Origin of the sequence: Actinomycetospora sp. NBRC 106378 (assembly GCF_030269685.1) — a bacterium.
Classification (GTDB): domain Bacteria; phylum Actinomycetota; class Actinomycetes; order Mycobacteriales; family Pseudonocardiaceae; genus Actinomycetospora.
In genome coordinates this window covers 154,188-175,805 of record NZ_BSTT01000003.1, presented here as the reverse complement: position 1 = coordinate 175,805, position 21,618 = coordinate 154,188, and the positions used below count along the sequence as shown (strand labels likewise).

Here is a 21,618-nt window from a genome sequence, read left to right as displayed (position 1 = left end):
CCGAAGGGCGCCTTCCGTCGGCGGGACCGACCGGAGGGCCCCTTCGCTCAGGTGGCCGCCGACCGGCGAGGGGCGCCCACCGCCGGCTGGTCGGACCGAGGGGCCCTTCGCTCAGTAGGCCGGGTCCCACCGCGTGGCACGGACGGCCGCGCGCAGCTCGTCGTCGGACGCCTGCGGCGCCACCCCGTCGGCGACCGCCTGCCGCGCCACGGCGAGCGCGATGTCGTCCGCGACGTCCCGCACGTCCGCCCACGCCGGCAGCAGCGGCGCCGTCGGGTCCTTCAGCGCGGGCGAGGCGTTCCCGAGCGCCCGGGCGGCCGCCCGCATCATCGCGTCGGTGACCCGCGTGGCCCGCGCGGCGGTCACGGCCAGCCCGACCGCCGGGAAGATGTAGACGTTGTTGCACTGCGCGACCGGGACGTCGTCGCCGTGCTCCCGCGCGAGCGGCGGGAACGGTGAGCCGGTCGCGATGAGGGCACGGCCGTCGGTCCAGGCGTCGACGTCGGCCGGGCGGGCCTCGGCGTTCGAGGTCGGGTTGGACAGCGGGAACACGATCGGCCGGTCCACCTTCGCGGCCATCGTGCGGACGATGTCCTCGGTGAACGCCCCCTGCGCGGTGGACAGGCCGAGCAGCACGCCGACCGTCACGTGCTCGACCACGTCCGCGAGGCCCGGGAGGCCGTCGAGACCCCAGTCGGCGACGTCCGCGGGGTCGTGGGCGAAGGCCTGCTGGTCGTCGGAGAGGTCGTCGCGGTCCGTCGTCAGGAGCCCGCGGACGTCGACCACCCAGCAGCGGGCACGGGCGTCGTCCGCGGAGAGGCCCTGGTCCACCATCTCCTGACGGACCATCTCCATCACGCCGATGCCGGCGGAGCCCGCGCCGAGCATGACGACCTGCTGATCGGCAAGCCGTGAGCCGGCCACCTCGGTCGCGCCCTGGAGGGCGCCGAGCGCGACGGCCGCGGTGCCCTGGATGTCGTCGTTGAAGGTGAGCAGCCGGTCCCGGTAGCGGGCGAGGATGGGCGCCGCGTGCGGGGTGGCGAAGTCCTCCCACTGCAGCAGGACGTCCGGGAGCTCGGCCTCGACCGCGGCGACGAAGTCCTCGACGAAGGTGAAGTAGTCGTCGTCGTCGATCCGGCGGTGCCGCCAGCCGAGATAGAACGGGTCGTCGAGCAGATCGGCGTTGTCGGTGCCGACGTCGAGCAGGATGGGCAGCGTCCGGGCCGGGTCGATCCCGCCGATGAGCGTGTAGAGCGACAGCTTGCCGACCGGGATGCCCATGCCGCCGACGCCCTGGTCGCCGATGCCGAGGATGCGCTGCCCGTCGGTCACGACGATGACGTCGACGTCGGCGTGGGGCCGGTTGCGCAGCATCTCCCTCAGGTCGTGGCGGTCGGGCCACGCGAGGTAGAGCCCCCGCGGCCGGCGCCACAGCTCGGAGAAGCGCTTGCACCCCTCGGCGACGGTCGGGGTGTACACCAGCGGCAGCGCGGTGGGCACGTCGGCGGCGAGCACCGAGTAGAAGAGGTGCTCGTTACGGTCCTGCAGCGAGCGCAGGTAGACGTAGCGCTGGAGGTCCGTCGACTGCCGCGTCACCTCGCCCCAGCAGCGGCGGACCTGCTCGTCGAGGGTGGTCACCGCGTAGGGCAGCAGACCCCGCAGCCCGTGCTCGGTGCGCTCCTCGGCGGTGAACGCGGTCCCCTTCGTGCGCATCGGGTCGTCGAGGATGACGCCCTCGTCGCCCGTCCCGCCTGCCGCCATCGTGGCTCCTCCCCTGCTGACCGTCGCAGCTCAGCGTCCCGCACACGCCCCGTTACCCGCCGGTACCGATCGGGGGTTCTGAGGAGATGCTGAGCATGGGGGCGATATCCGGTGTCCGGAAACGCTCGTTACCCTCACGTTCATCTTTTCGTCGTGATCGTGACGGGACACGTTCAGCACGCGGCGGGACGGAGGCTCGAGATGACGCACCCAGCGGGGCCGGTGCCCGAGGACCGGTCGGATCTGGCGGAGGCGGCCCGGATGCTGCTGCGCACGGTGCTGCCGGTCGGGGTCCTGCTCGGGTTGGCGCTCGCCGTCTACGGCGGGACCGGGCACGACCTGACGATCGTGCTCCAGGACCGCTTCCCCGAGGACTCCGAGTACTCCGGCCTGTTCACCATCGCCTTCTCCAGCGCGCTGATGGTGTGCGCGGGCACCGCGCTGGGTGCGCTCGTCGTGTCGCGGGCGTGGGCCCGCACGACCGGGACGACGGCGGCGAACTCGCCGGCCCTGACCGCCGGGCTCGCGCTCGCCGTGCTCTGCGTCTGGCTCGGCTTCGACGACATGATGATGGTCCACGACGCGGTCCTGCCCGGGGCGGGCATCCCGGAGGACGCCGCGCTCGCCGTCTACGCCGTGCTCGGCCTCGCCCTCGTCGCGTGGGCGTTCCGCCCGATGCGGTCCGAGCGGCTCGGCCTGACGTTCCTGACGGGTCTCGCCCTGCTCGGCGGCTCGCTCGGCGGTGACGTCCTCGAGTCGCTCTTCGAGGGCCGGAACGACCGAATCGCGACGTTCCTCGGGCACGCCGAGGACGTCGTCAAGTTCCTCGCCTACGCCGCCCTCTGCCACCTGTGTGTGCTGCTGGCCCGCCGGATCATGGCCCGGACGCTCGCCGCCGCGACCGAGAAGGCCGCCCGGGAGGCGGTCGAGCGCGCCGGTTCCGCCCCGTTCCCGACGACGGGTTCGGGCCGGGTGCCGCTGCGGGTCACGGTCGGCCGGCACGCCGCCCCCACCGGCGCGGTGCCCACGTCGGTCACGGCCGGCGACGACCTGACCCGGCCCATCCCGCGCCTCTGACCGCCACCCGGTGGCGGCTCAGCCGTGCACGGCCCGGTCGACCGCGGCGGCCGCGTCGGCGAGCGCGACCTCGGTCTGGCTGCCGTCGCCCAGGTCCTTGAGCTGGATCGTGCCGGCCTCGAGGTCCCGGTCGCCGAGGACGAGGGCGTAGCGGGCCCCCGAGCGGTCGGCCGCCTTCATCGCGCCCTTGAGCCCCCGACCGCCGTAGGCGAGGTCGGCCCGGATGCCGGCGCGGCGCAGCTGCCCGACGAGGCCCACCAGGTGGTCCTTCGCCGCCTCGCCCAGCGGGACCCCGAACACCTCCACGCGGCGGGCCGGCGCGACGTCGAGACCCTCGGCCCGGCAGGCCAGCAGCGTCCGGTCGACGCCGATGCCGAACCCGACCCCGGACAGCGCCTGCCCGCCGAGCTCGGCCATCAGCCCGTCGTAGCGTCCGCCCCCGCCGATCCCGGACTGCGAGCCGAGCCCGTCGTGGACGAACTCGAAGGTCGTCTTCGTGTAGTAGTCCAGCCCGCGGACCATGCGGGGGTTCTCGGTGTAGGCCACCCCGAGCTCGTCGAGGTACTGCTTGACCTTCGCGTGGTGGGCCGCCGCGGCGTCGGAGAGGTGGTCGACCATGAGCGGCGCATCGGCCAGCTGGTCGCGGACCTCGGGCCGCTTGTCGTCGAGCACACGCAGCGGGTTGATCCGCGCCCGCTCCCGGGTCGCCTCGTCGAGGTCGCACTTCTCGAGGAACCGCTGGAGCGTCGCCCGGTACTCGGGGCGGGTCTCGGCGTCCCCCAGGGAGGTGAGCTCGAGGCGGTAGCCGGTCAGCCCGAGCGCGCGGAACCCGGCGTCGGCGACGGCGAGCACCTCGGCGTCGAGGGCCGGGTCGTCCACGCCGATCGCCTCGACACCGACCTGCTGGAGCTGGCGGTAGCGACCGGCCTGCGGGCGCTCGTAGCGGAAGAACGGCCCGGCGTAGCGCAGCTTGACCGGCAGCGTGCCGCGGTCCATGCCGTGCTCGATGACGCTGCGCACGACCCCGGCCGTGCCCTCGGGACGCAGGGTGACGCTGCGACCGCCGCGGTCGGCGAAGGAGTACATCTCCTTCGACACGACGTCGGTCGACTCGCCGACCCCGCGCGCGTAGAGCGCGGTGTCCTCGAAGACGGGCAGCTCGAGATGGGCGTACCCGGCACGGTCGGCCTCGCGCACGAGGGTGTCGCGGACCGCGACGAAGTCGGGCCCGACGTACTCGGGGATGCCCTTGGGCGCGACGAAGCCGCCCGGCGGGATGTCAGCCAATTCGGTGTTCTTCCTAGAGGTTCCGGCCGGGCGCGTTCTGCGGCCCCTGCAGGAACGGGTTGGTGTGCCGCTCGTCGCCGATCGTGGTGGGCTGCCCGTGCCCGGGGAGCACCGCGGTCTCGTCCGGCAGCGTGAGCAGCTTCGTCCGCAGGCTCGTCATCATCTCCTCCAGCGAGCCGCCGGGGAGATCGGTCCGGCCGATGCTGCCCTGGAACAGGGTGTCGCCGGCCAGCACGAACGGCGCGCCGTCCTCGGTGGCGCTGCGGAAGACGACCGAGCCGCGGGTGTGGCCGGGCGTGTGGTCCACGGTCAGCGAGAGGCCGGCGAGATCCAGCGTGGAGCCGTCGGTGAGCGTCTCCACGTGCTTCGGCTCCCGGAACTGCAGCCCCGGGTACATCGCCGCGAGCTGCGCGCCCATGGGACCGACGCCGCTCAGCGGATCGGCGAGCATCGACCGGTCCTCGGGATGGATCCACGCCGGGATGTCGTCCCCGTCGCACACCGGGGTCACCGACCACATGTGGTCGAGGTGCCCGTGGGTGAGCAGGACGGCGACCGGGGTCAGCCGCCGGTCCGCCAGCACCTTGCGCAGCGGTTCCTCGGCGTCCTGCCCCGGGTCGACGACCACGCAGGGACCGCCCTCGTCCGGCGCGATCACGAAGCAGTTGGTCTGGAAACTCCCGGCCGGGAACCCGGCGACCAGCACGTGGGTCCACCCTCCTCGAGACGACTGTCGTCCAGCCTAGTCGGCACCACCCGGTGTCCCCTGACCTGCCCGAACTCACCGGGACCTGACTTCCTAGGATGCCGCCGTGCCGACCAACGAGCAGCGCCGCAAGGCCGCCAAGCGCAAGCTGGAGCGACAGATCGAGCGCCGGGCCGAGCGGGCGCGGCGGCGCCGGCAGCGCCTCGCGATCATCGCCGTCGGCGCCGTGGTGGCGGTCCTCGCGGCCGGGATCGCGATCTACGTCGCCACCCGGCCCTCCGAGACCGTCGCCGCACCCGCGGCCGCGTCGGGGGCCTGCACCTACACCCCGGACGGGCAGGCCTCCCGGCCCGTGCAGGCGCCGGACCCGAACCCGGAGCGGACCGGCGTCGTCGGGCTCACCCTGCAGACCTCGCAGGGCGCGATCCCGCTGACCCTCGACCGCGCACAGGCGCCCTGTGCCGTGAACGCGGTGACGTCGTTGGCGCAGCAGGGCTTCTACAACGACACCCCCTGCCCACGTCTGGTGACCGGCCAGGGTCTGCAGGTCCTGCAGTGCGGTGACCCGACCGGCACGGGTTCCGGGGGCCCCGGGTACCGGTACGCCGAGGAGCCCCCGACGAACCTCGCGCCGTCCCCGCTCGGCCAGGGCGCGTCCAACTACAGCCGCGGACTCGTCGCCATGGCGAAGGCGTCCCAGCCCGCGAGCACCGGCAGCCAGTTCTTCCTCGTGTACGGCGACTCCGCGCTGCCGCCCGAGTACACCGTGATCGGGCGCATCGCCCCCGAGGGCCTCGCCGTGCTCGACAAGGTCGCAGCCGGCGGGGACGACAACTCCAACCCGGCCGGCGGTGGCAAGCCCACCATCCCCGTCCAGATCCAGCAGGCCCAGGTCCAGTCCTGACGGCGGGTCCGGGGCGGGCGAACGGCACTCTCGCGCAGGTCGATGCTGCGGGAGTGCCGCTCGCCCGCCGAGGCGGACCGTTCAGACGCTGAGCGGCAGCGCTCCCGGGTGCACCGGCGACGGCAGGTCGGTGTGACCGTCGGCCGAGAGGAACCGGTCGACCGCGGCGGCCGCCGACCGGCCCTCGGCGATGGCCCAGACGATCAGCGACGCACCTCGGTGGGCGTCACCGCAGACGAACACGCCCGCGACGTCGGTCTGCCAGTCCGAGCCGCACCCGATGGTGCCCTTGGGCGTACGCTCGAGGCCGAGGCCCGGGATGAGGGCCATGTCGTCGGGCCCGGTGAAGCCGATCGAGAAGAGCACGAGGTCGGCCGGGAGGGTGTGGATCTCCTCGGAGGTCGGGACCACCTCGCGCTGCCCGTCCTCGGTGCGCCGGACCTCGACGGTCGAGAGCTCGACGGCCCGGACGTGGCCCCGGTCGTCGCCGACGAACCGCTGCACCGCCGTCGCGAACAGGCGCTCGCCGCCCTCCTCGAGTGCGGGCGGCGTCCGGTACATGTACGGCCAGGTCGGCCAGGGGGACGTGGTCTCGTCGCGGATCTGCGGCGGGGCGGGGTACTGGTCGAGCTGGTGGACGCCGATCGCGCCCTGCCGGGTGGCCGTGCCGTAGCAGTCGGCGCCGGTGTCGCCACCGCCGATGACCACGACGTTCTTCCCGCGGGCGTTGATCGGCGACGGCCCGTCGCCCTCGCACTCCCGGTTGGCCGGGGTGAGGTAGTCCATCGCGAGGTGGATGCCCTCGAGGTCGCGGCCCTCGACGGAGCGGTCGTCGCGGCCGGCGAGGGAACCGACGGCGAGGACGACGGCGTCGTACTCCGCACGGAGGCGCTCGACGGGCAGCCCCTCCGCGCCGACCTCGCAGTTCACGACGAACCGCGTCCCCTCGGCCCGCATCTGCTCGAGGCGGCGGTCCAGCTCCCACTTCTCGAACTTGAACTCGGGGATGCCGTAGCGCATGAGACCGCCGAGCCGGTCGTCCCGCTCGTAGACGGTGACGTCGTGCCCGGCGCGGGTCAGCTGCTGCGCGGCGGCGAGCCCGGCCGGGCCGGACCCGACGACGGCGACGCGCCGGCCCGAGGACTCCGCGGCCGGCTGCGGGGCGACGTGCCCGTCCCGCCAGGCGACCTCGGCGATCGACCATTCGACGCGCTTGATCGTCACCGACCCGGGCTGGGAGGTGATCGACAGGACGCACGCCTCCTGGCACGGCGCCGGGCACAGCGCGCCGGTGAACTCCGGGAAGTTGTTGGTGGCGTGCAGCCGCTCGCTGGCCCGGCCCCACTCGCCGCGGCGGACGAAGTCGTTCCACTCCGGGATGAGGTTGCCCAGCGGGCAGCCCGCGGACCCGGAGTGGCAGAACGGGATGCCGCAGTCCATGCAGCGCGCCGCCTGCCGACGGGTCTCGGCCTCGACTCCCGCGTCGGTGACGTCGGCGTAGATCTCGTGCCAGTCGGCCCGTCGCTGCTCGACGGGCCGCTTGGGGTTGTCCTCGCGGGAGTAGGTGAGGAACCCGCGCGGGTCAGCCACCAGCCACCTCCATGATGACCTCGTTCGGGTCGCGACCCTCGGTCGCGGCGCGCTGCTCGGCGTCGAGCACGCGTTGGTAGTCGGTCGGCATGACCTTGGTGAAGTGCCCGACCTGGTCGGACCAGTCGTCGAGCAGGCGGGCGGCCTTGGGCGAGCCCGTGTGCTCCAGGTGGCACTCGACGACGTGTCGCAGCCAATCGGCGTCCTCGCCGTCGACCGGCAGCAGGTCGACCATCTCCTGGTTGACCCGGATCTCCGGCAGGTCGTGGACGAACGCGATGCCGCCGGACATCCCGGCGCCCAGGTTGCGTCCGGTGCTGCCGAGCACCACCACGCGCCCGCCGGTCATGTACTCGCAGGCGTGGTCGCCCACGCCCTCCACGACGGCGAGCGCCCCGGAGTTGCGCACGCAGAACCGCTCCCCCACCTGCCCGCGCAGGAACACCTCGCCCGACGTCGCGCCGTAGGCGATGACGTTGCCGGCGATGGTGTGCTGCTCGTCGCGGTCGGAGTCGGCGTCCACGGTGAAGCGGGAGCCCTCGGGCGGCCGCACGATCACCCGGCCCCCGGACAGGCCCTTCGCCACGTAGTCGTTCGCGTCGCCGACCAGGTCGAGGGTGATCCCGTGGGGCAGGAACGCCCCGAACGACTGCCCGGCCGACCCCGTGAACTCGATGTGGATCGTGTCGTCGGCGAGACCGTGCTTGCCGTAGCGGCGGGTGATCTCCGCGCCGAGCAGGGTCCCGACGGTGCGGTTGACGTTGCGGATCGGCATCTCGAGGCGCACCGGCATCGCGTCGTCGAGCGCGCCCTCGGCGAGCTGGATCAGGGTGCGGTCGAGGGCCTCGTCGAGCCCGTGGTCCTGGGCCTTCGTGCGGTGCCGGTCGGTCGACGCGCCCTCGGGCACGTCGGGCACCGTGAACAGCGGCGACAGGTCGATGCCCTGCGCCTTCCAGTTGTCGACCGCCTCGCCCGCGTCGATGAGCTCCGAGTGCCCGACCGCCTCGTCGATCGAGCGGAACCCGAGCTTCGCGAGGTACTCGCGGACCTCCTCGGCGATGAACCAGAAGAAGTTCTCGACGAACTCCGGCTTGCCCGTGTACCGCTTGCGCAGCTCCGGGTTCTGGGTCGCGACGCCGACCGGGCAGGTGTCGAGGTGACAGACCCGCATCATGATGCAGCCGTTGACCACCAGCGGCGCGGTGGAGAACCCGTACTCCTCGGCTCCGAGGAGCATCCCGACCATCACGTCGAAGCCGGTCTTCATCGCGCCGTCGACCTGCACCGAGATGCGGTCACGCAGCCCGTTGAGCATGAGGGTCTGCTGGGTGTCGGCGAGCCCGATCTCCCAGGGCGCGCCGGCGTGCTTGAGGCTGGTCAACGGGGCGGCGCCGGTCCCGCCGTCCCAGCCGGAGATCAGCACGACGTCGGCGTGGGCCTTGCTGACCCCGGCCGCCACCGTGCCCACGCCCACCGAGCTGACCAGCTTCACGTGGATCCGCGCGGCGTCGTTGGCGTTCTTGAGGTCGTGGATGAGCTGCTTGAGGTCCTCGATGGAGTAGATGTCGTGGTGCGGCGGCGGGGAGATCAGCCCGACACCGGGCGTGGAGTAGCGGACCTCGGCGATCCACGGGTAGACCTTCTTGCCCGCGAGCTGCCCGCCCTCGCCGGGCTTCGCGCCCTGCGCCATCTTGATCTGGATGTCGTCGGCGTTGACCAGGTACTCGCTGGTCACCCCGAACCGGCCGGACGCGACCTGCTTGATCGCCGAGCGCTTCGACGGGTCGACCAGGCGGACCGGGTCCTCGCCGCCCTCGCCCGTGTTCGACTTGCCGCCGATGTTGTTCATCGCGATCGCGAGGTCGGTGTGCGCCTCGCCGGAGATCGAGCCGTAGCTCATCGCGCCGGTGGCGAACCGCTTGACGATCTCGGTCGCGGGCTCGACCTCGTCGAGGTCGATCGGGGTCCGGTCCTCGTAGCGCAGCCGGAACAGGCCGCGCAACTGACCACCGCTGCGCGTCAGGCGGTCGACCTCGGCGGTGTACCGCCGGAACACGTCGCGCTGCTTCGTGCGCGTCGAGTGCTGCAGGAGGAACACCGTCTCCGGGGTGAACAGGTGCAGCTCGCCCTCGCGGCGGTAGGCGTACTCGCCCCCGACGTCGAGGCGGCGGTGCGCCCGCTCCGTCGGGTTGCTGGGGTACGCCGCCGCGTGCCGGGCCGCGACCTCGGCGGCGAGCACGTCGAGCCCACCGCCCCCGAGCTTGGACGAGGTCCCGTGGAAGTACTCGTCGAGGAACTCCTGGGAGAGCCCGATGGCCTCGAAGACCTGGGCCGCGGTGTACCCGGACACGGTCGAGATGCCCATCTTGGACATCACCTTGAGCACGCCCTTGACGCAGGCCTTGACGTAGTTGGCGATCGCCTCGTCCACCTCGAGGTGGTCGAGCCAGCCCGAGGTGATCATGTCCTCGATCGACTCGAACGCCAGGTAGGGGTTCACCGCGGCAGCGCCGTAGGAGAGCAGCAGCGCCATGTGGTGGACCTCGCGGGCGTCGCCGGCCTCGACGATCAACGCCACCTGGGTCCGCTCCCGGGTCGCCACGAGGTGGTGGTGCACCGCCGAGATCAGCAGCAACGACGGGATCGGGGCGTAGCGGGCGTCGGAGTCCCGGTCGGAGAGCACCAGGATCCGCTTGCCGTCGGCGATGGCCTCGCTCGCCCGCCGGCGCACCTCGTCCAGCGCGGTGCGCAGCGCCGCCTCGCCGCCGTCGACCTCGTAGAGCCCCGAGATCACGGTGGCGGCGAAACCGGGCATGTCGCCGTCGTCGTCGATGCGGATGAGCTTCGCGAGCTCGTCGTTGTGGATCACCGGGTTGGGCAGCACCACCTGGCGGCAGCTGGCCGGCCCGGGGTGGAACAGGTTCTGCTCCGCGCCGATCGGGCGGGACATGCAGGTGACGAGCTCCTCGCGGATGGCGTCCAGCGGCGGGTTCGTCACCTGCGCGAACAGCTGCACGAAGTAGTCGAAGAGCAGGCGTGCCCGGCGGGAGAGGGCCGCCGTGGGGGTGTCGGTGCCCATCGACCCGAGCGGCTCGGCGCCCGTCGTCGCCATCGGGGCGAGCAGGACCCGCAGGTCCTCCTCGGTGTAGCCGAAGGTCTGCTGCCGGCGCATCACCGACTCGTGGGTGTGCACGACGTGCTCGCGGTCGGGGAGCTCGTCGAGCCGCACGAGGCCCGCGTGCAGCCACTCGGCGTACGGCTCGGCGGCGGCGAGCTCGGACTTGAAGGCGTCGTCGTCGACGATGCCCGGCCCGCGGGTGTCCACGAGCAGCATCCGGCCCGGCCGCAGGCGCCCCTTCGCGACGACGTCCTCGGCCGGGACGTCCAGCACCCCGGACTCGCTGGCGAGCACCACCCGCCCGTCGGCGAGCTGCCACCAGCGGCACGGCCGCAGCCCGTTGCGGTCGAGCGTCGCGCCCAGCAGCGTGCCGTCGGAGAAGACGACCGCGGCCGGCCCGTCCCAGGGCTCCATGAGACTCGCGTGGAACTGGTAGAACGCCCGCTGGTCGGCGGGCATCTCGTCGTGGTTCTCCCACGCCTCCGGCATCATCATCATCACCGCGTGCGGCAGGGAGCGGCCGCCGAGGGTGAGCAGTTCGAGGACCTCGTCGAAGCTCGCGGAGTCCGACGACCCGGGCGGGCACACGGGCATGGCGCGCTGCAGGTCCCCCGGGAAGCGGTCGGTACCGAGGAGCGCCTCGCGGGCCCGCATGCGGTTGCGGTTGCCGCGGATGGTGTTGATCTCACCGTTGTGCGCCATCGTGCGGTACGGGTGCGCGAGCGGCCAGCTCGGGAACGTGTTCGTCGAGAAGCGGCTGTGGACCACCGCCACGGCGCTCTGCAGGCGCTCGTCACGCAGGTCCGGGAAGAACAGCGGCAGCTGGTCGGTGGTCAGCATGCCCTTGTAGGTCACCGTGCGGCTCGACAGCGAGGACACGTAGAGCCCGCAGCCCTGCTCGACCGACTCGTGCTCGGCCCGCTTGCGGACGATCCACGCGATGCGGTCGAGCTCGATGCCCGCGAGGGTGCGCTCCGGGTGCGCCACCAGCACCTGGGCGAAGCGCGGCATCGCCGACCGGGCGACGGAGCCGACGTCGGCGCCGTCCGGGTCGATCGGGAGGTCGCGCCACGCGAGGACCTCGAGGCCCTCCTCGGCGGTGATCCGCTCGAGCAGGGACACCGCCTTCGCGCCCCCGTCCTCGTCCGCGGGCAGCATGATCATGCCGCAGGCGTAGGCGTACTCGTCCTGACCGCCGTCGGCCGAGGGCCGGGGCTCCGGGAGTTCCACGTCGACGGTGGCGCGGAGCAGCTCGTGCGGGACGCCGAGCAGGATGCCGGCCCCGTCGCCGCTGGTCGGCTCGCTGCCGGCGGCTCCGCGGTGGTCGAGGTTGTGCAGCACCTGGAGGGCGTCGGCCACGATCGCGTGGCTGCGGCGGCCGTGCGTGTCGACGACGGCGCCGACCCCGCAGGCGTCGTGCTCGAAGGCGGGGTCGTAGAGGCCCTGGGGCTCGGGAACGGTCGAGAACAGCACGAGGCGGGCCTCCCTGATCGCCGGGGGCCGGTGCCCGTCGTCCGCAGTGACGGGCAGGCGGCCCCGCGGTCGTCGCGAGCCGGATGGTGGGGATCCGGGACGACGGTGGCCCGGGAAGAGTCTAGCCCGGAGAACGGGCGACGGCGGGGTGCGCGGACCCCGCGGGGACCTCGCTCAGGCGGACCCGTGCGCGGAGGACGGCGGGGCGGCCGCGGCCTCCTCCTCGGGCTGGGCGCCCTCGGGCTCGGCGTCGACGCCCGAGGGCTCGGAGGCACCGTGGTGGGTGTCGGTGTCGTCGCGGTCCGGCCCTGCGGCCTCGTCCCGCGCCGCCCGGGCCGCCCGTGCGTCGTCGTTCTCGTCGTCCCTGGGAGTCACGAGACCGGGCTTACCCGTGCCGCCCCCGGACGAACCGGTCGGGTCCGGGTCCATCGAGGCCGACAGGTCCTCGCGCGGCCCACGGGCGAGCGCGAGGTAGAGCAGGGCGGCGAGGCACAGCACGGCCGCGACGATCACGTTCACCCGTACGCCCTCGACGCGCGTGAGCGCGGGGTCGGTGCGCAGCATCTCGATCCAGAACCGGCCGAGGGTGTAGCCGGCGACGTAGAGGGCGAAGGCGCGCCCGCGGGAGAGCGTGAAGCGACGGTCGGCCCAGATCACGAGGACCGCGACCGCGACGTTCCAGATCAGCTCGTAGAGGAACGTGGGCTGCACGATCTCGACCGGGGTGCGGTCGACCGCCACCCCGGTGAGGTTGTCGACCGCGCCCGTGCCCGGGTCGATCCGCCGGTAGATCTCCAGACCCCACGGCAGCGTGGTCGGGGCGCCGTAGAGCTCCTGGTTGAAGTAGTTCCCGAGCCGGCCGACGGCCTGCGCCAGCACGATCCCCGGGGCGGCGGCGTCGGCGAAGGCGGTGAGCGGCACCCCCCGCCGGCGGCAGGCGATCCACGCGCCGATCGCGCCGAGCGCGATGGCGCCCCAGATGCCGAGCCCGCCGTTCCAGACGTAGAGCGCGGCGACCGGGTCGCCCCCCGGGCCGAAGTAGGTCCGCCAGTCGGTGGCGAGGTGGTAGAGGCGGCCCCCGACCAGCCCGAACGGGACGGCCCAGACCGCGACGTCGATCACGAACCCGGGCGCCCCGCCGCGGGCGGCGAACCGGCGCTCGGTCAGCCACACCGCCACGACGATCCCCGCGATGATGCACAGCGCGTACGCGCGCAGCGGGATCGGACCGAGCTGCCAGACGCCCTGGGGCGGGCTGGGGATGGTCAGCGGCAGGGAGGCGAGCACGGCGCTCACGCTATCGGTCACCCCCGACACCGTCCGTGAGGCGGGGGCGGGCCCGACGCCCTCAGCGGCCGGTGTGGTTGCCCCGGACGCCCGCGGCCAGCTCGCTCGCGAGGCGCGCCACGGCGGCCCGGCCGTGCTCGGCCGCGGACACGAGCGCGGAGCCCACGATCACGCCGTCCGCGAACTGCGCGACCTCGCCCGCCTGCGCACCCGAGCGCACGCCGAGCCCCACGCCGATCGGCAGGTCGGTGTGCCGGCGGGTGCGCTCGACGAGCGCCGGGGCGGTGTCCGACACCGCGTCCCGCGCCCCGGTCACGCCCATCGTCGACGCCGCGTAGACGAACCCGCGGGTCGCGGCGGTCGTCGAGCGGAGGCGTTCCTCGGTGGACGAGGGGGCCACGAGGAACGTCCGGCCGAGGCCGTGGCGCTCGGCGGCGTCCAGCCAGCCCGCGGCCTCGTCGGGCACGAGGTCCGGCGTGATGAGGCCCAGTCCGCCGGCGGCCGCGAGGTCGCGGGCGAAGGCCTCGACGCCGTAGCGCAGGATCGGGTTCCAGTAGGTCATGACGACGGCGCGGCCTCCACGGGCGGCCACGGACTCGACCACCTCGAGGGTGTCCTTGGTCCGGACGCCGCCGCGCAGCGCGGTCTCCACCGCGTGCTGGATGACCGGGCCGTCGAGCACCGGGTCGGAGTACGGGAGCCCGATCTCGACGAGGTCGGCGCCCGCGTCGAGGGTCTGCGCGAGCAGTCCCTTCGAGCCCGCCACCGTCGGGTATCCGGTCGGCAGGTAGCCGATGAGGGCGGCGCGCCCCTCGGCGCGGGCGGTGGCGAAGACCTCGTCGAGCACCGTGAGCCCGGTGCCCGTGGCGGCTCCGCTCACAGTTCCCGCTCCCCCGCCGCGGCGTCGTCGGGCACGGGCTCGGTCGTCGGGAGTGCCGCCGGGTCGACGACCTCGAACCAGCGGGCGGCGGTCTCCACGTCCTTGTCGCCGCGGCCGGAGAGGTTCACCAGCAGGGTCGCGTCCGGACCGAGCTCGCGTCCGAGGCGCAGGGCGCCGGCGATCGCGTGGGCGGACTCGATGGCCGGGATGATCCCCTCGGTGCGGCAGAGCAGCCGGAACGCGTCCATCGCCTCGGTGTCGGTGACCGCGACGTACTCCGCGCGGCCGATCTCGGCGAGGTACGAGTGCTCCGGTCCGACGCCCGGGTAGTCGAGTCCCGCCGAGATCGAGTGCGACTCGACGGTCTGCCCGTCGTCGTCCTGCAGCACGAAGGTGAGCGCCCCGTGCAACGCCCCGGGCGAGCCGCCGGTGATCGAGGCGGCGTGGCGGCCGGTGTCGACCCCGTCGCCCGCGGCCTCGCACCCGACGAGCCGGACGCCCGCGTCGTCGAGGAACGGGTGGAAGATGCCGATCGCGTTCGAGCCGCCGCCGACGCAGGCCAGGACGGCGTCGGGCAGCGTCCCGTGGCTCGCCAGCACCTGCGCGCGCGCCTCGAGCCCGATGACGCGGTGGAAGTCGCGCACCATCATCGGGAACGGGTGCGGGCCGGCGGCCGTGCCGAGCACGTAGTGGGTGTGCTCCACCGAGGAGACCCAGTCGCGGTAGGCCTCGTTGAGCGCGTCCTTGAGCGTGCGCGACCCGGTGGTCACCGGCACGACCTCGGCGCCGAGGAGCCGCATGCGGGCCACATTCAGCGCCTGGCGCTCGGTGTCGACCTCGCCCATGTACACGACGCACTCGAGGCCCAGCAGGGCCGCGGCGGTCGCGGTCGCGACGCCGTGCTGGCCCGCGCCGGTCTCCGCGATCACGCGGGTCTTGCCCATCCGCACGGTGAGGAGGGCCTGGCCGAGCACATTGTTGATCTTGTGCGACCCGGTGTGGTTGAGGTCCTCGCGCTTGAGCAGGATCGTCGCGCCGCCCGCGTGCTCGGAGAGCCGCCGGGCCTCGGTGACGGGCGAGGGCCGCCCGGCGTAGTCCCGCTGCAGCCGGTCGAGCTCGGTGAGGAACTCCGGGTCGTGGCGGGCCTTCTCGTACGCCGCGGCGACCTCGTCGACGGCGGCGATCAGGGCCTCGGGCATGTACCGGCCACCGAAGCGGCCGAAGTGGCCGCCGCCGTCGGGGTCGTGCCCGTGGTCGGCGAGCCCGTCGCCGGCGGTGGGGAGCGCCGTCATCGCGCGGGCTTGGGGCAGGCGGGGTGCGACCCGGCGGTGACCAGCTGGCGCACGGCGGCCCGCGGGTCCTCGGCGGTGGCCATGGACTCGCCGACCAGCACCGCGTCGGCGCCGAGGCCCGCGTAGGTCATGAGGTCGCCGGGGCCGCGCACGCCGGACTCCGCGACGCGCAGCACCTCGCCGGGCAGGCCCGGGGCGAGCCGGCTGAACACCTCGCGGTCGACGTCGAGCGTGCGGAGGTTGCGCGCGTTGATGCCGACGAGCTTCGCGCCCGCCTGCAGCGCCATGTCCGCCTCGATCTCGTCGTGGATCTCGACGAGGGCCGTCATGCCCAGCGAGTGCACCCGGTCGACCAGCGCGTCGAGGGCGTTCTGCTCGAGCACCGAGCACATCAGCAGCACCAGGTCCGCGCCATGGGCGCGCGCCTCGTGCACCTGGTAGGTGCCGACGACGAAGTCCTTACGCAGCACCGGGATGTCCACCGCGGCGCGCACCTCGTCGAGGTCGGTCAGCGACCCCTCGAAGTAGTGCTGCTCGGTGAGCACGCTGATGATGCGCGCGCCGCCCTCCACGTACTGGCGGGCGAGCTTGGCCGGGTCGGGGATGTCGACCATGTGGCCGCGCGAGGGCGACGCCCGCTTGACCTCGGCGATCACCCCGATGCCCTGCCCCTGCAGGGCCGCGAGCGCGTCCTTGGCGGGCGGCGCGGCGGCGGCCGCCGCCTTGACCTCGTCGAAGGGAACGGCGGCCTCGCGGGCGGCGAGGTCGGCCCGGACCCCCTCGAGGATCTGCTCCAGGACGCTCACGCGGGTGCTGCCCCCATCCTTCGGGCTCTCGATCGAGCCGGTCTCCCGCACATGCGGGGCACCGGATCCGGTCCCTGGCGAGTACACCGGAAGTTTAACTCCCGGTCCCGTCGGTTCCGTCCGGTGCCCTCGGTGTCGGGCTCTGCGGACGCGCCGTGGGATCGTCCCCGGCGTCGAGCGCCTCCCACAGGGAGCGCTCCTCGTCGTCGTCCCGGCGGCGGCGGTCGTCACCGGGAGCGTCGTACCGGGCCCCGAGGCGCGGCATCGCCGCACCCCGCAGCGCCACGAGCAGGCCGACGCCGATCAGCAGGAGCCCGCCGACGCCGCCGAGCAGCGGCCACACCACGGAGGCCTCCACGCCGACCGCGCGGCCCGCCTGGCGGGCGGCCGCGGGCAGGGCGTCCGGCGCGGGCGCGGCGAGCCCCGACAGCGAGCGGAGCAGCGCCCACAGTCCCGCGATCCCGACGACCGCGCCCACTGCGCGCCGCCCCCACCCCGACGTCGCGAGCAGCCCGCCGATCGCGGCGAGGGCGAGCAGGGCCCACGGGACGAGCACGGGCTCGGCGTCGGCCCCGGTGGCCGTGACGACCACCCGCCCCCGCAGCGGCACGTCCCAGGTCGCCGTCAGCCAGGTGCCGCGGGACGCCCCCCACAGGGTCACGGCGGCGAGCAGCAGCCCGACCACCGCGAGACCGAGCAGGCGCGGGCCCCTCACGGGGCGGTCCGACCGGGCTCGGGGGCGCGCAGCGTCGCGGCCGTCGCGACGGCCGCGAGCACCGCCCGGGCCTTGTTCGACGCCTCGGTGTCCTCGGCGACCGGGTCGGAGTCGGCGACGATGCCGCCGCCCGCCTGCACGTGGGCGACGCCGTCGCGCAGCAGCCCCGTGCGGATGGCGATGGCGGTGTCGGCGTCGCCCGCGAAGTCGAGGTAGCCGACGATCCCGCCGTAGAGCCCGCGCCGGGTCGGTTCGAGCTCCTCGATGATCTCCATGGCCTTCGGCTTGGGCGCCCCGGACAGGGTGCCCGCCGGGAAGCACGCCGCGACGGCGTCGAAGGCGCTGCGGTCGTCGCGCAGGCGGCCGCTGACGGTGGACACCAGGTGCATCACGTGGCTGTAGCGCTCGATGTCGAAGAAGCGGTGGACCTTGACGGTGCCGGGGACGCAGACCCGGCCGAGGTCGTTGCGGCCGAGATCGACGAGCATGAGGTGCTCGGCGCGCTCCTTCTCGTCGGCCAGGAGGTCCTTCTCCAGCAGGAGGTCCTCCTCGGCGTCCGTCCCGCGCCAGCGCGTGCCCGCGATCGGGTGGGTGGTGGCCACCCCGTCGCGGACCGTCACGAGCGCCTCCGGGCTCGAGCCGACGATCTCGAACGGCCGGTCCGCCGCGTCGGTCAGCCGCAGCAGGTACATGTAGGGGCTCGGGTTGGTGGCCCGCAGCACCCGGTAGACGTCGAGCGCGTCGGCGTCGGTGTCGGACTCGAACCGTTGGCTCACCACCACCTGGAACGCGTCGCCCGCCCGGATCCGCTCCTGGGCCGTCTCCACCGCCGCGAGGTAGGCGTCGCGGTCGAAGCGGCGCCGGACCTGCGGCGTCCGCCCGACCGTCGGGTCGTACTGCGCGACGGTGGACGGGGCGGGGGCACCCAGCTCGGCGGTCATGCGGTCGAGGCGGGCGACGGCGTCGTCGTAGGCCGCGTCCGCCCGCTCGGGGCTGTCGTCCCAGTTCACGGCGTTCGCGATGAGGGTGACGGTGCCCTCGTGGTGGTCGAGCGCCGCGAGATCGGTGGCCAGCAGCATGACCAGCTCGGGGATCTCGAGGTCGTCCTCCGCGAGCTCCGGGAGCCGCTCGAGGCGCCGGACCGCGTCGTAGCCCACGTAGCCGACCAGCCCGCCGGTCAACGGCGGCAGGCCCGGCAGCGGGTCGGTACGCAGCCGCTCCAGGGTCTCCCGCAGGGCGTCGAGCGGGTTCTCCTCGTTCCCGGGCAGCCCGACCGGCGGGGTCCCGGTCCAGTGCGCCCGCCCGCCGCGCTCGGTGAGGGCCGCGGCGCTGCGGGCGCCGACGAACGACCACCGCGACCACGACTCGCCGTTCGCGGCCGACTCGAGCAGGAACGTCCCGCTGCGCCGGCCGGCGAGCTTGCGGTACACGCCCAGCGGGGTCTCGTCGTCGGCCAGCAGCCGGCGCACCACCGGGATCACGCGGTGGTGGGCGGCGAGCTCGTGGAACTGCTCGCGGCTCGGCTGGACGGCGCCGAGCGTGGTCGGCGGGTCGGTCACGGACACGCCGCCCATTGTGGACGCCGGGTCCGACACTCTCAGGCGGCGGCCTCCTCCGGGGCGGGCTCCGCCCGCCGTCGGACCGCGATCGCGACCGCCGCGATGACCACCGCGCAGCCGACGAGCTGCCAGGCGGTCGGGAACTGGCCGAGGACGAGCATGCCGAGCAGCACCGCCCCGACGGGCTGGAGCAGCAGGATCGAGGCCCCGGTCGACGACGGCAGGGCGGCCATCCCACCGGCGATGAGCACCCAGCCGATCGACTGCCCGACGACGGCGAGCAGTGCCAGCCAGGCGACCGCGGTCCAGCCCGGCGTCAGGTCGACGCCCTCCCACAGCGACCCGAGCACGAACGAGCTGACCGCGGCGGCCGCCGTCGCGAGCGTGACCGGCGCGGCCTTCTCCCCGGGCGCCGCCCCGAGCCGCAGGAACAGCAGGTAGCCCGCGTAGGCGACGGCCGCGAGGAGCGCGAGCACGGTGCCGAGCACCGGGTCCGGCGCGGTGGACGGGTCGCTGTCGACCAGCCCGCCGGCGAGCGCGACGCCGAGGAGCATCACCGGCACGGTCAGCAGGAACGAGAGCCGGATGCGCTCGCGGAGCACGAGGAACGCCAGCAGCGGCAGGATCACCACCTGCGCGTTGACGAGCACCGTCGAGACCCCCGCGCCGACGGCGTGGATGGCGCCGGTCCACAGCGTCATGTCCAGCCCGAGCAGCAGGCCCCCGACGACGACGAGCCAGGGACGGCCGAGCCGGGCGAGCCGGTCCGCCCCGAGCTGCGTCCGCCGGGTCCGCCGGCGCTCGAGCAGCGCGAGCGGGACGAGCACGGGCAGCGCGAGCAGGCAGCGGAACACCGTCGCCGTGCCCGGCGAGGTGCCCGAGAGCGCGATGAGGATCGGCGAGAGGGCGATGCAGAGGCTGCCGACGACGGCCATGAGCCGCGGATCGACCGCCCGACGACGGGTGGGGGTGGAGGTCGCGAGGGTGTCGGGAACGGCCACGGCTCCAGCCTGCGCGGCCGCACTGTTCAGGACCAGCGACTTCTCCTGGCCAGGAACCGTAAGCTCCCCTGCATGTTCGGGATCGCCCGTCTCCAGGCCCTCCACGCGGTCGCGACGCACCGCACGGTGGGGCGGGCCGCGACCGCGCTGCACCTCACGCCGTCGGCGGTGTCGCAGCAGTTGGCGACCCTCGAGCGCGAGGCCGGGACCCGGCTGACCGAGCCGGCCGGGCGTGGCATCCGGCTGACCCCGGCGGGGCTCGTGCTCGCCGAGCACGCGGCGGCCCTGCTGGAGCGGATGGCGGCGGCCCGGCGGGACCTCGACCGGCTCGACGAGGAGGTGGTGGGCCCGTTGCGGATCGGGGCGATCCCCACCTCCGCGCACGCCCTCGCGCCCGCCACGCTCGCCCGGCTGCGGGTCGCCCACCCCGATCTCACCGTGCTGCTCGACGACGGGGAGGCCGAGGAGACGATGCCCGCGCTGCTCGCCGGCGACCTCGACCTCGCCGTGGTCGAGAACTGGGAGGGCCTGCCCTCGCCCTCACCGCCGGGCACCAGCCGCACCCAGCTCTGCGACGACGTCCTCGACCTCGCGCTCCCCCGGGAGCACCCCCTGGCGTCGCGGGGCCACGTCGCCCTCGGCGAGCTCGCCGACGCCGACCTGGAGTGGGTCGCCGACACCCGCAGCTCGCGCGCCCACGACTGGCTGCTCGACACGCTGCGCCGGGCCGGCGTGGAACCGCGGGTCACGAGTCGGGTCTGCGGGTTCGCGATCCACCTCGAGCTCGTGGCCGGGGCCGGGCTGGCCGCGATGGTGCCGCGGCTGGCCCGCCCGGTGCTGCCGTCGGGGGTCCGCATGCTGACCACCACGCCCGTGCTCGCCCGCACCGTGGACGCGGTCTGGCGCTCCGAGCGGGAGACCCCGGCGGTCCGCGCGGCGGTCACCGCCCTGCGGGCCACGGCCGCCGCCCGGGCGCCCGCACCCGGTCACGGGCCCGGCACGACGAACCCCGACTCGTGACCGTGCCGGGCGTGCTCGCTCAGCCCTCGTCGGCGAGCAGCACGTCGGCGTCGAAGCAGGTCCTGTCGCCGGTGTGACAGGCCGCGCCCTGCTGGTCGACCAGCACCAGCACGGTGTCGCCGTCGCAGTCGAGCCGCACCTCGTGCACGGCCTGCGTGTGGCCGCTGGTCGCCCCCTTGATCCACAGCTCCTGGCGGGACCGGGACCAGTAGGTGGCCTCCCGGCTCTCCAGGGTGCGGGTCAGGGCCTCGTCCGACATCCACGCGACCATGAGGACCTCACGGGTGTCGTACTGCTGCACCACGGCGCACACCAGCCCGTCGGCGTTCCAGCGCACCCGTGAGCTCAGGTCCGGCGCCACCGTCATCGGACCTCCACCCCGGACTCCCGCAGGGCGTCCTTGACCTCGCCGATCCGCATCATCCCGAAGTGGAACACGCTCGCCGCGAGCACGGCGTCGGCACCCGCCTCGACCGCCGGGGCGAAGTGCTCGACGGCGCCGGCGCCCCCGGACGCGATCACCGGGACGTCGACGAGAGCCCGGACCCGGCGCAGCATCTCCAGGTCGAACCCGTTCTTGGTGCCGTCGGCGTCCATCGAGTTCAACAGGATCTCGCCCACCCCGAGCTCCGCCCCGCGCTGCGCCCACTCGAGGGCGTCGATCCCGGTGCCGCGCCGACCGCCGTGCGTCGTCACCTCGAACCCGGAGGGCGTCGGCTGCCCGTCGGCCGGGACCCGCCGGGCGTCCACCGACAGCACGATGCACTGCGAGCCGTACCGGCGGCTCGCCTCGCCGAGGAACTCCGGCCGGGCGATCGCGGCGGTGTTGATGCCGACCTTGTCCGCGCCCGCGCGGAGCAGCTTGTCGATGTCGGAGTTCGTCCGCACGCCCCCGCCGACGGTCAGCGGGATGAACACCTGCTCGGCGGTGCGGCGCACCACGTCGTAGGTGGTCTCCCGTTCGCCGGAGGACGCGCTGACGTCGAGGAACGTGAGCTCGTCGGCGCCCTCCGCGTCGTAGAGCCGGGCCATCTCCACCGGGTCCCCGGCGTCGCGGAGGTCGACGAAGTTGACGCCCTTGACCACGCGCCCGGCGTCGACGTCCAGGCACGGGATCACACGGACGGCCACACCCATGCGAA

The 21,618-nt window shown here is 74.0% G+C and carries 17 protein-coding genes; 3 read left to right on the top strand and 14 right to left on the bottom strand.

The window, feature by feature from the left end:
• Positions 1 to 111: 111 nt before the first annotated feature.
• Positions 112 to 1,761 (bottom strand): NAD-dependent malic enzyme, encoded by a 1,650-nt coding sequence (locus QSK00_RS09215; RefSeq protein ID WP_285589824.1) that lies wholly within the window; start codon positions 1,759 to 1,761, stop codon positions 112 to 114.
• 201 nt (positions 1,762 to 1,962) lie between these two features.
• On the opposite strand from QSK00_RS09215, the gene QSK00_RS09210 reads away from it, so the two are divergent.
• Positions 1,963 to 2,838 (top strand): DUF8692 domain-containing protein, encoded by an 876-nt coding sequence (locus QSK00_RS09210; RefSeq protein ID WP_285589822.1) that lies wholly within the window; start codon positions 1,963 to 1,965, stop codon positions 2,836 to 2,838.
• Between the two features lie 18 nt (positions 2,839 to 2,856).
• Here the strand turns inward: QSK00_RS09210 and hisS are convergent, their stop codons facing one another.
• Positions 2,857 to 4,125, bottom strand: a complete 1,269-nt coding sequence (gene hisS, locus QSK00_RS09205) for a histidine--tRNA ligase (protein ID WP_285589821.1) — start codon at positions 4,123 to 4,125, stop codon at positions 2,857 to 2,859.
• A gap of 13 nt (positions 4,126 to 4,138) precedes the next feature.
• Entirely contained in the window at positions 4,139 to 4,831 is a 693-nt protein-coding gene (locus tag QSK00_RS09200) for an MBL fold metallo-hydrolase (RefSeq protein ID WP_285589819.1), read from the bottom strand.
• A gap of 106 nt (positions 4,832 to 4,937) precedes the next feature.
• Between QSK00_RS09200 and QSK00_RS09195 the strand changes: the two genes are divergently transcribed.
• Positions 4,938 to 5,735 carry a peptidylprolyl isomerase gene (locus QSK00_RS09195; protein WP_285589818.1) on the top strand — a complete coding sequence of 266 codons (798 nt, stop codon included), beginning with the start codon at positions 4,938 to 4,940 and terminating at the stop codon, positions 5,733 to 5,735.
• An 81-nt stretch (positions 5,736 to 5,816) separates the two neighbouring features.
• Here QSK00_RS09195 and QSK00_RS09190 read toward each other — a convergent pair whose 3' ends face one another.
• The 9 genes from QSK00_RS09190 to QSK00_RS09150 all read right to left on the bottom strand — a co-directional run bounded on the left by QSK00_RS09190 (position 5,817) and on the right by QSK00_RS09150 (position 19,456).
• On the bottom strand, positions 5,817 to 7,325 hold the full coding sequence (locus tag QSK00_RS09190; protein WP_285589817.1) for a glutamate synthase subunit beta: 1,509 nt from the start codon (positions 7,323 to 7,325) through the stop codon (positions 5,817 to 5,819).
• A complete protein-coding gene (gene gltB, locus QSK00_RS09185; RefSeq protein WP_285589816.1) occupies positions 7,318 to 11,916 on the bottom strand; it encodes a glutamate synthase large subunit in 4,599 nt (1,532 codons plus the stop codon). The genes QSK00_RS09190 and gltB overlap by 8 nt, the downstream gene beginning before the upstream one ends.
• Positions 11,917 to 12,090: 174 nt before the next feature.
• Positions 12,091 to 13,224 (bottom strand): prolipoprotein diacylglyceryl transferase, encoded by a 1,134-nt coding sequence (gene lgt, locus QSK00_RS09180; RefSeq protein WP_285589815.1) that lies wholly within the window; start codon positions 13,222 to 13,224, stop codon positions 12,091 to 12,093.
• A 40-nt stretch (positions 13,225 to 13,264) separates the two neighbouring features.
• The gene (trpA, locus tag QSK00_RS09175) at positions 13,265 to 14,083 is read right to left on the bottom strand and encodes a tryptophan synthase subunit alpha (RefSeq protein ID WP_285589813.1); all 819 of its coding nucleotides are present in this window, start codon (positions 14,081 to 14,083) and stop codon (positions 13,265 to 13,267) included.
• The gene (trpB, locus tag QSK00_RS09170) at positions 14,080 to 15,375 is read right to left on the bottom strand and encodes a tryptophan synthase subunit beta (RefSeq protein WP_285589812.1); all 1,296 of its coding nucleotides are present in this window, start codon (positions 15,373 to 15,375) and stop codon (positions 14,080 to 14,082) included. The genes trpA and trpB overlap by 4 nt, the downstream gene beginning before the upstream one ends.
• Positions 15,372 to 16,181 (bottom strand): indole-3-glycerol phosphate synthase TrpC, encoded by an 810-nt coding sequence (trpC, locus tag QSK00_RS09165; RefSeq protein ID WP_285589810.1) that lies wholly within the window; start codon positions 16,179 to 16,181, stop codon positions 15,372 to 15,374. The genes trpB and trpC overlap by 4 nt, the downstream gene beginning before the upstream one ends.
• A gap of 94 nt (positions 16,182 to 16,275) precedes the next feature.
• The gene (locus tag QSK00_RS09160) at positions 16,276 to 16,896 is read right to left on the bottom strand and encodes a Trp biosynthesis-associated membrane protein (protein ID WP_285589808.1); all 621 of its coding nucleotides are present in this window, start codon (positions 16,894 to 16,896) and stop codon (positions 16,276 to 16,278) included.
• Entirely contained in the window at positions 16,893 to 18,470 is a 1,578-nt protein-coding gene (locus QSK00_RS09155; protein ID WP_285589806.1) for an anthranilate synthase component I, read from the bottom strand. Before QSK00_RS09155 ends, QSK00_RS09160 begins: the two co-directional genes overlap by 4 nt.
• A 23-nt stretch (positions 18,471 to 18,493) precedes the next feature.
• Complete coding sequence (locus QSK00_RS09150; RefSeq protein WP_285589805.1) at positions 18,494 to 19,456, bottom strand: DMT family transporter; 963 nt, start codon at positions 19,454 to 19,456, stop codon at positions 18,494 to 18,496.
• Between the two features lie 72 nt (positions 19,457 to 19,528).
• On the opposite strand from QSK00_RS09150, the gene QSK00_RS09145 reads away from it, so the two are divergent.
• Positions 19,529 to 20,476 (top strand): LysR family transcriptional regulator, encoded by a 948-nt coding sequence (locus tag QSK00_RS09145; RefSeq protein ID WP_285589802.1) that lies wholly within the window; start codon positions 19,529 to 19,531, stop codon positions 20,474 to 20,476.
• A 19-nt stretch (positions 20,477 to 20,495) separates the two neighbouring features.
• Here the strand turns inward: QSK00_RS09145 and hisI are convergent, their stop codons facing one another.
• Positions 20,496 to 20,843 carry a phosphoribosyl-AMP cyclohydrolase gene (gene hisI / locus QSK00_RS09140; protein WP_285589800.1) on the bottom strand — a complete coding sequence of 116 codons (348 nt, stop codon included), beginning with the start codon at positions 20,841 to 20,843 and terminating at the stop codon, positions 20,496 to 20,498.
• Complete coding sequence (gene hisF, locus QSK00_RS09135; protein WP_285589798.1) at positions 20,840 to 21,613, bottom strand: imidazole glycerol phosphate synthase subunit HisF; 774 nt, start codon at positions 21,611 to 21,613, stop codon at positions 20,840 to 20,842. The genes hisI and hisF overlap by 4 nt, the downstream gene beginning before the upstream one ends.
• Positions 21,614 to 21,618 lie beyond the last annotated feature (5 nt).

What these genes read in the sequence shown, in the direction of transcription:
- QSK00_RS09215 (WP_285589824.1), bottom strand. Translation starts at nt 1,761, where the DNA reads ATGGCGGCAGGCGGGACGGGCGACGAGGGCGTCATCCTCGACGACCCG.
- QSK00_RS09210 (WP_285589822.1), top strand. Translation starts at nt 1,963, where the DNA reads ATGACGCACCCAGCGGGGCCGGTGCCCGAGGACCGGTCGGATCTGGCG.
- trpB (WP_285589812.1), bottom strand. Translation starts at nt 15,375, where the DNA reads ATGACGGCGCTCCCCACCGCCGGCGACGGGCTCGCCGACCACGGGCAC.
- QSK00_RS09155 (WP_285589806.1), bottom strand. Translation starts at nt 18,470, where the DNA reads ATGGGCGGCGTGTCCGTGACCGACCCGCCGACCACGCTCGGCGCCGTC.
- QSK00_RS09145 (WP_285589802.1), top strand. Translation starts at nt 19,529, where the DNA reads ATGTTCGGGATCGCCCGTCTCCAGGCCCTCCACGCGGTCGCGACGCAC.
- hisI (WP_285589800.1), bottom strand. Translation starts at nt 20,843, where the DNA reads ATGACGGTGGCGCCGGACCTGAGCTCACGGGTGCGCTGGAACGCCGAC.
- hisF (WP_285589798.1), bottom strand. Translation starts at nt 21,613, where the DNA reads ATGGGTGTGGCCGTCCGTGTGATCCCGTGCCTGGACGTCGACGCCGGG.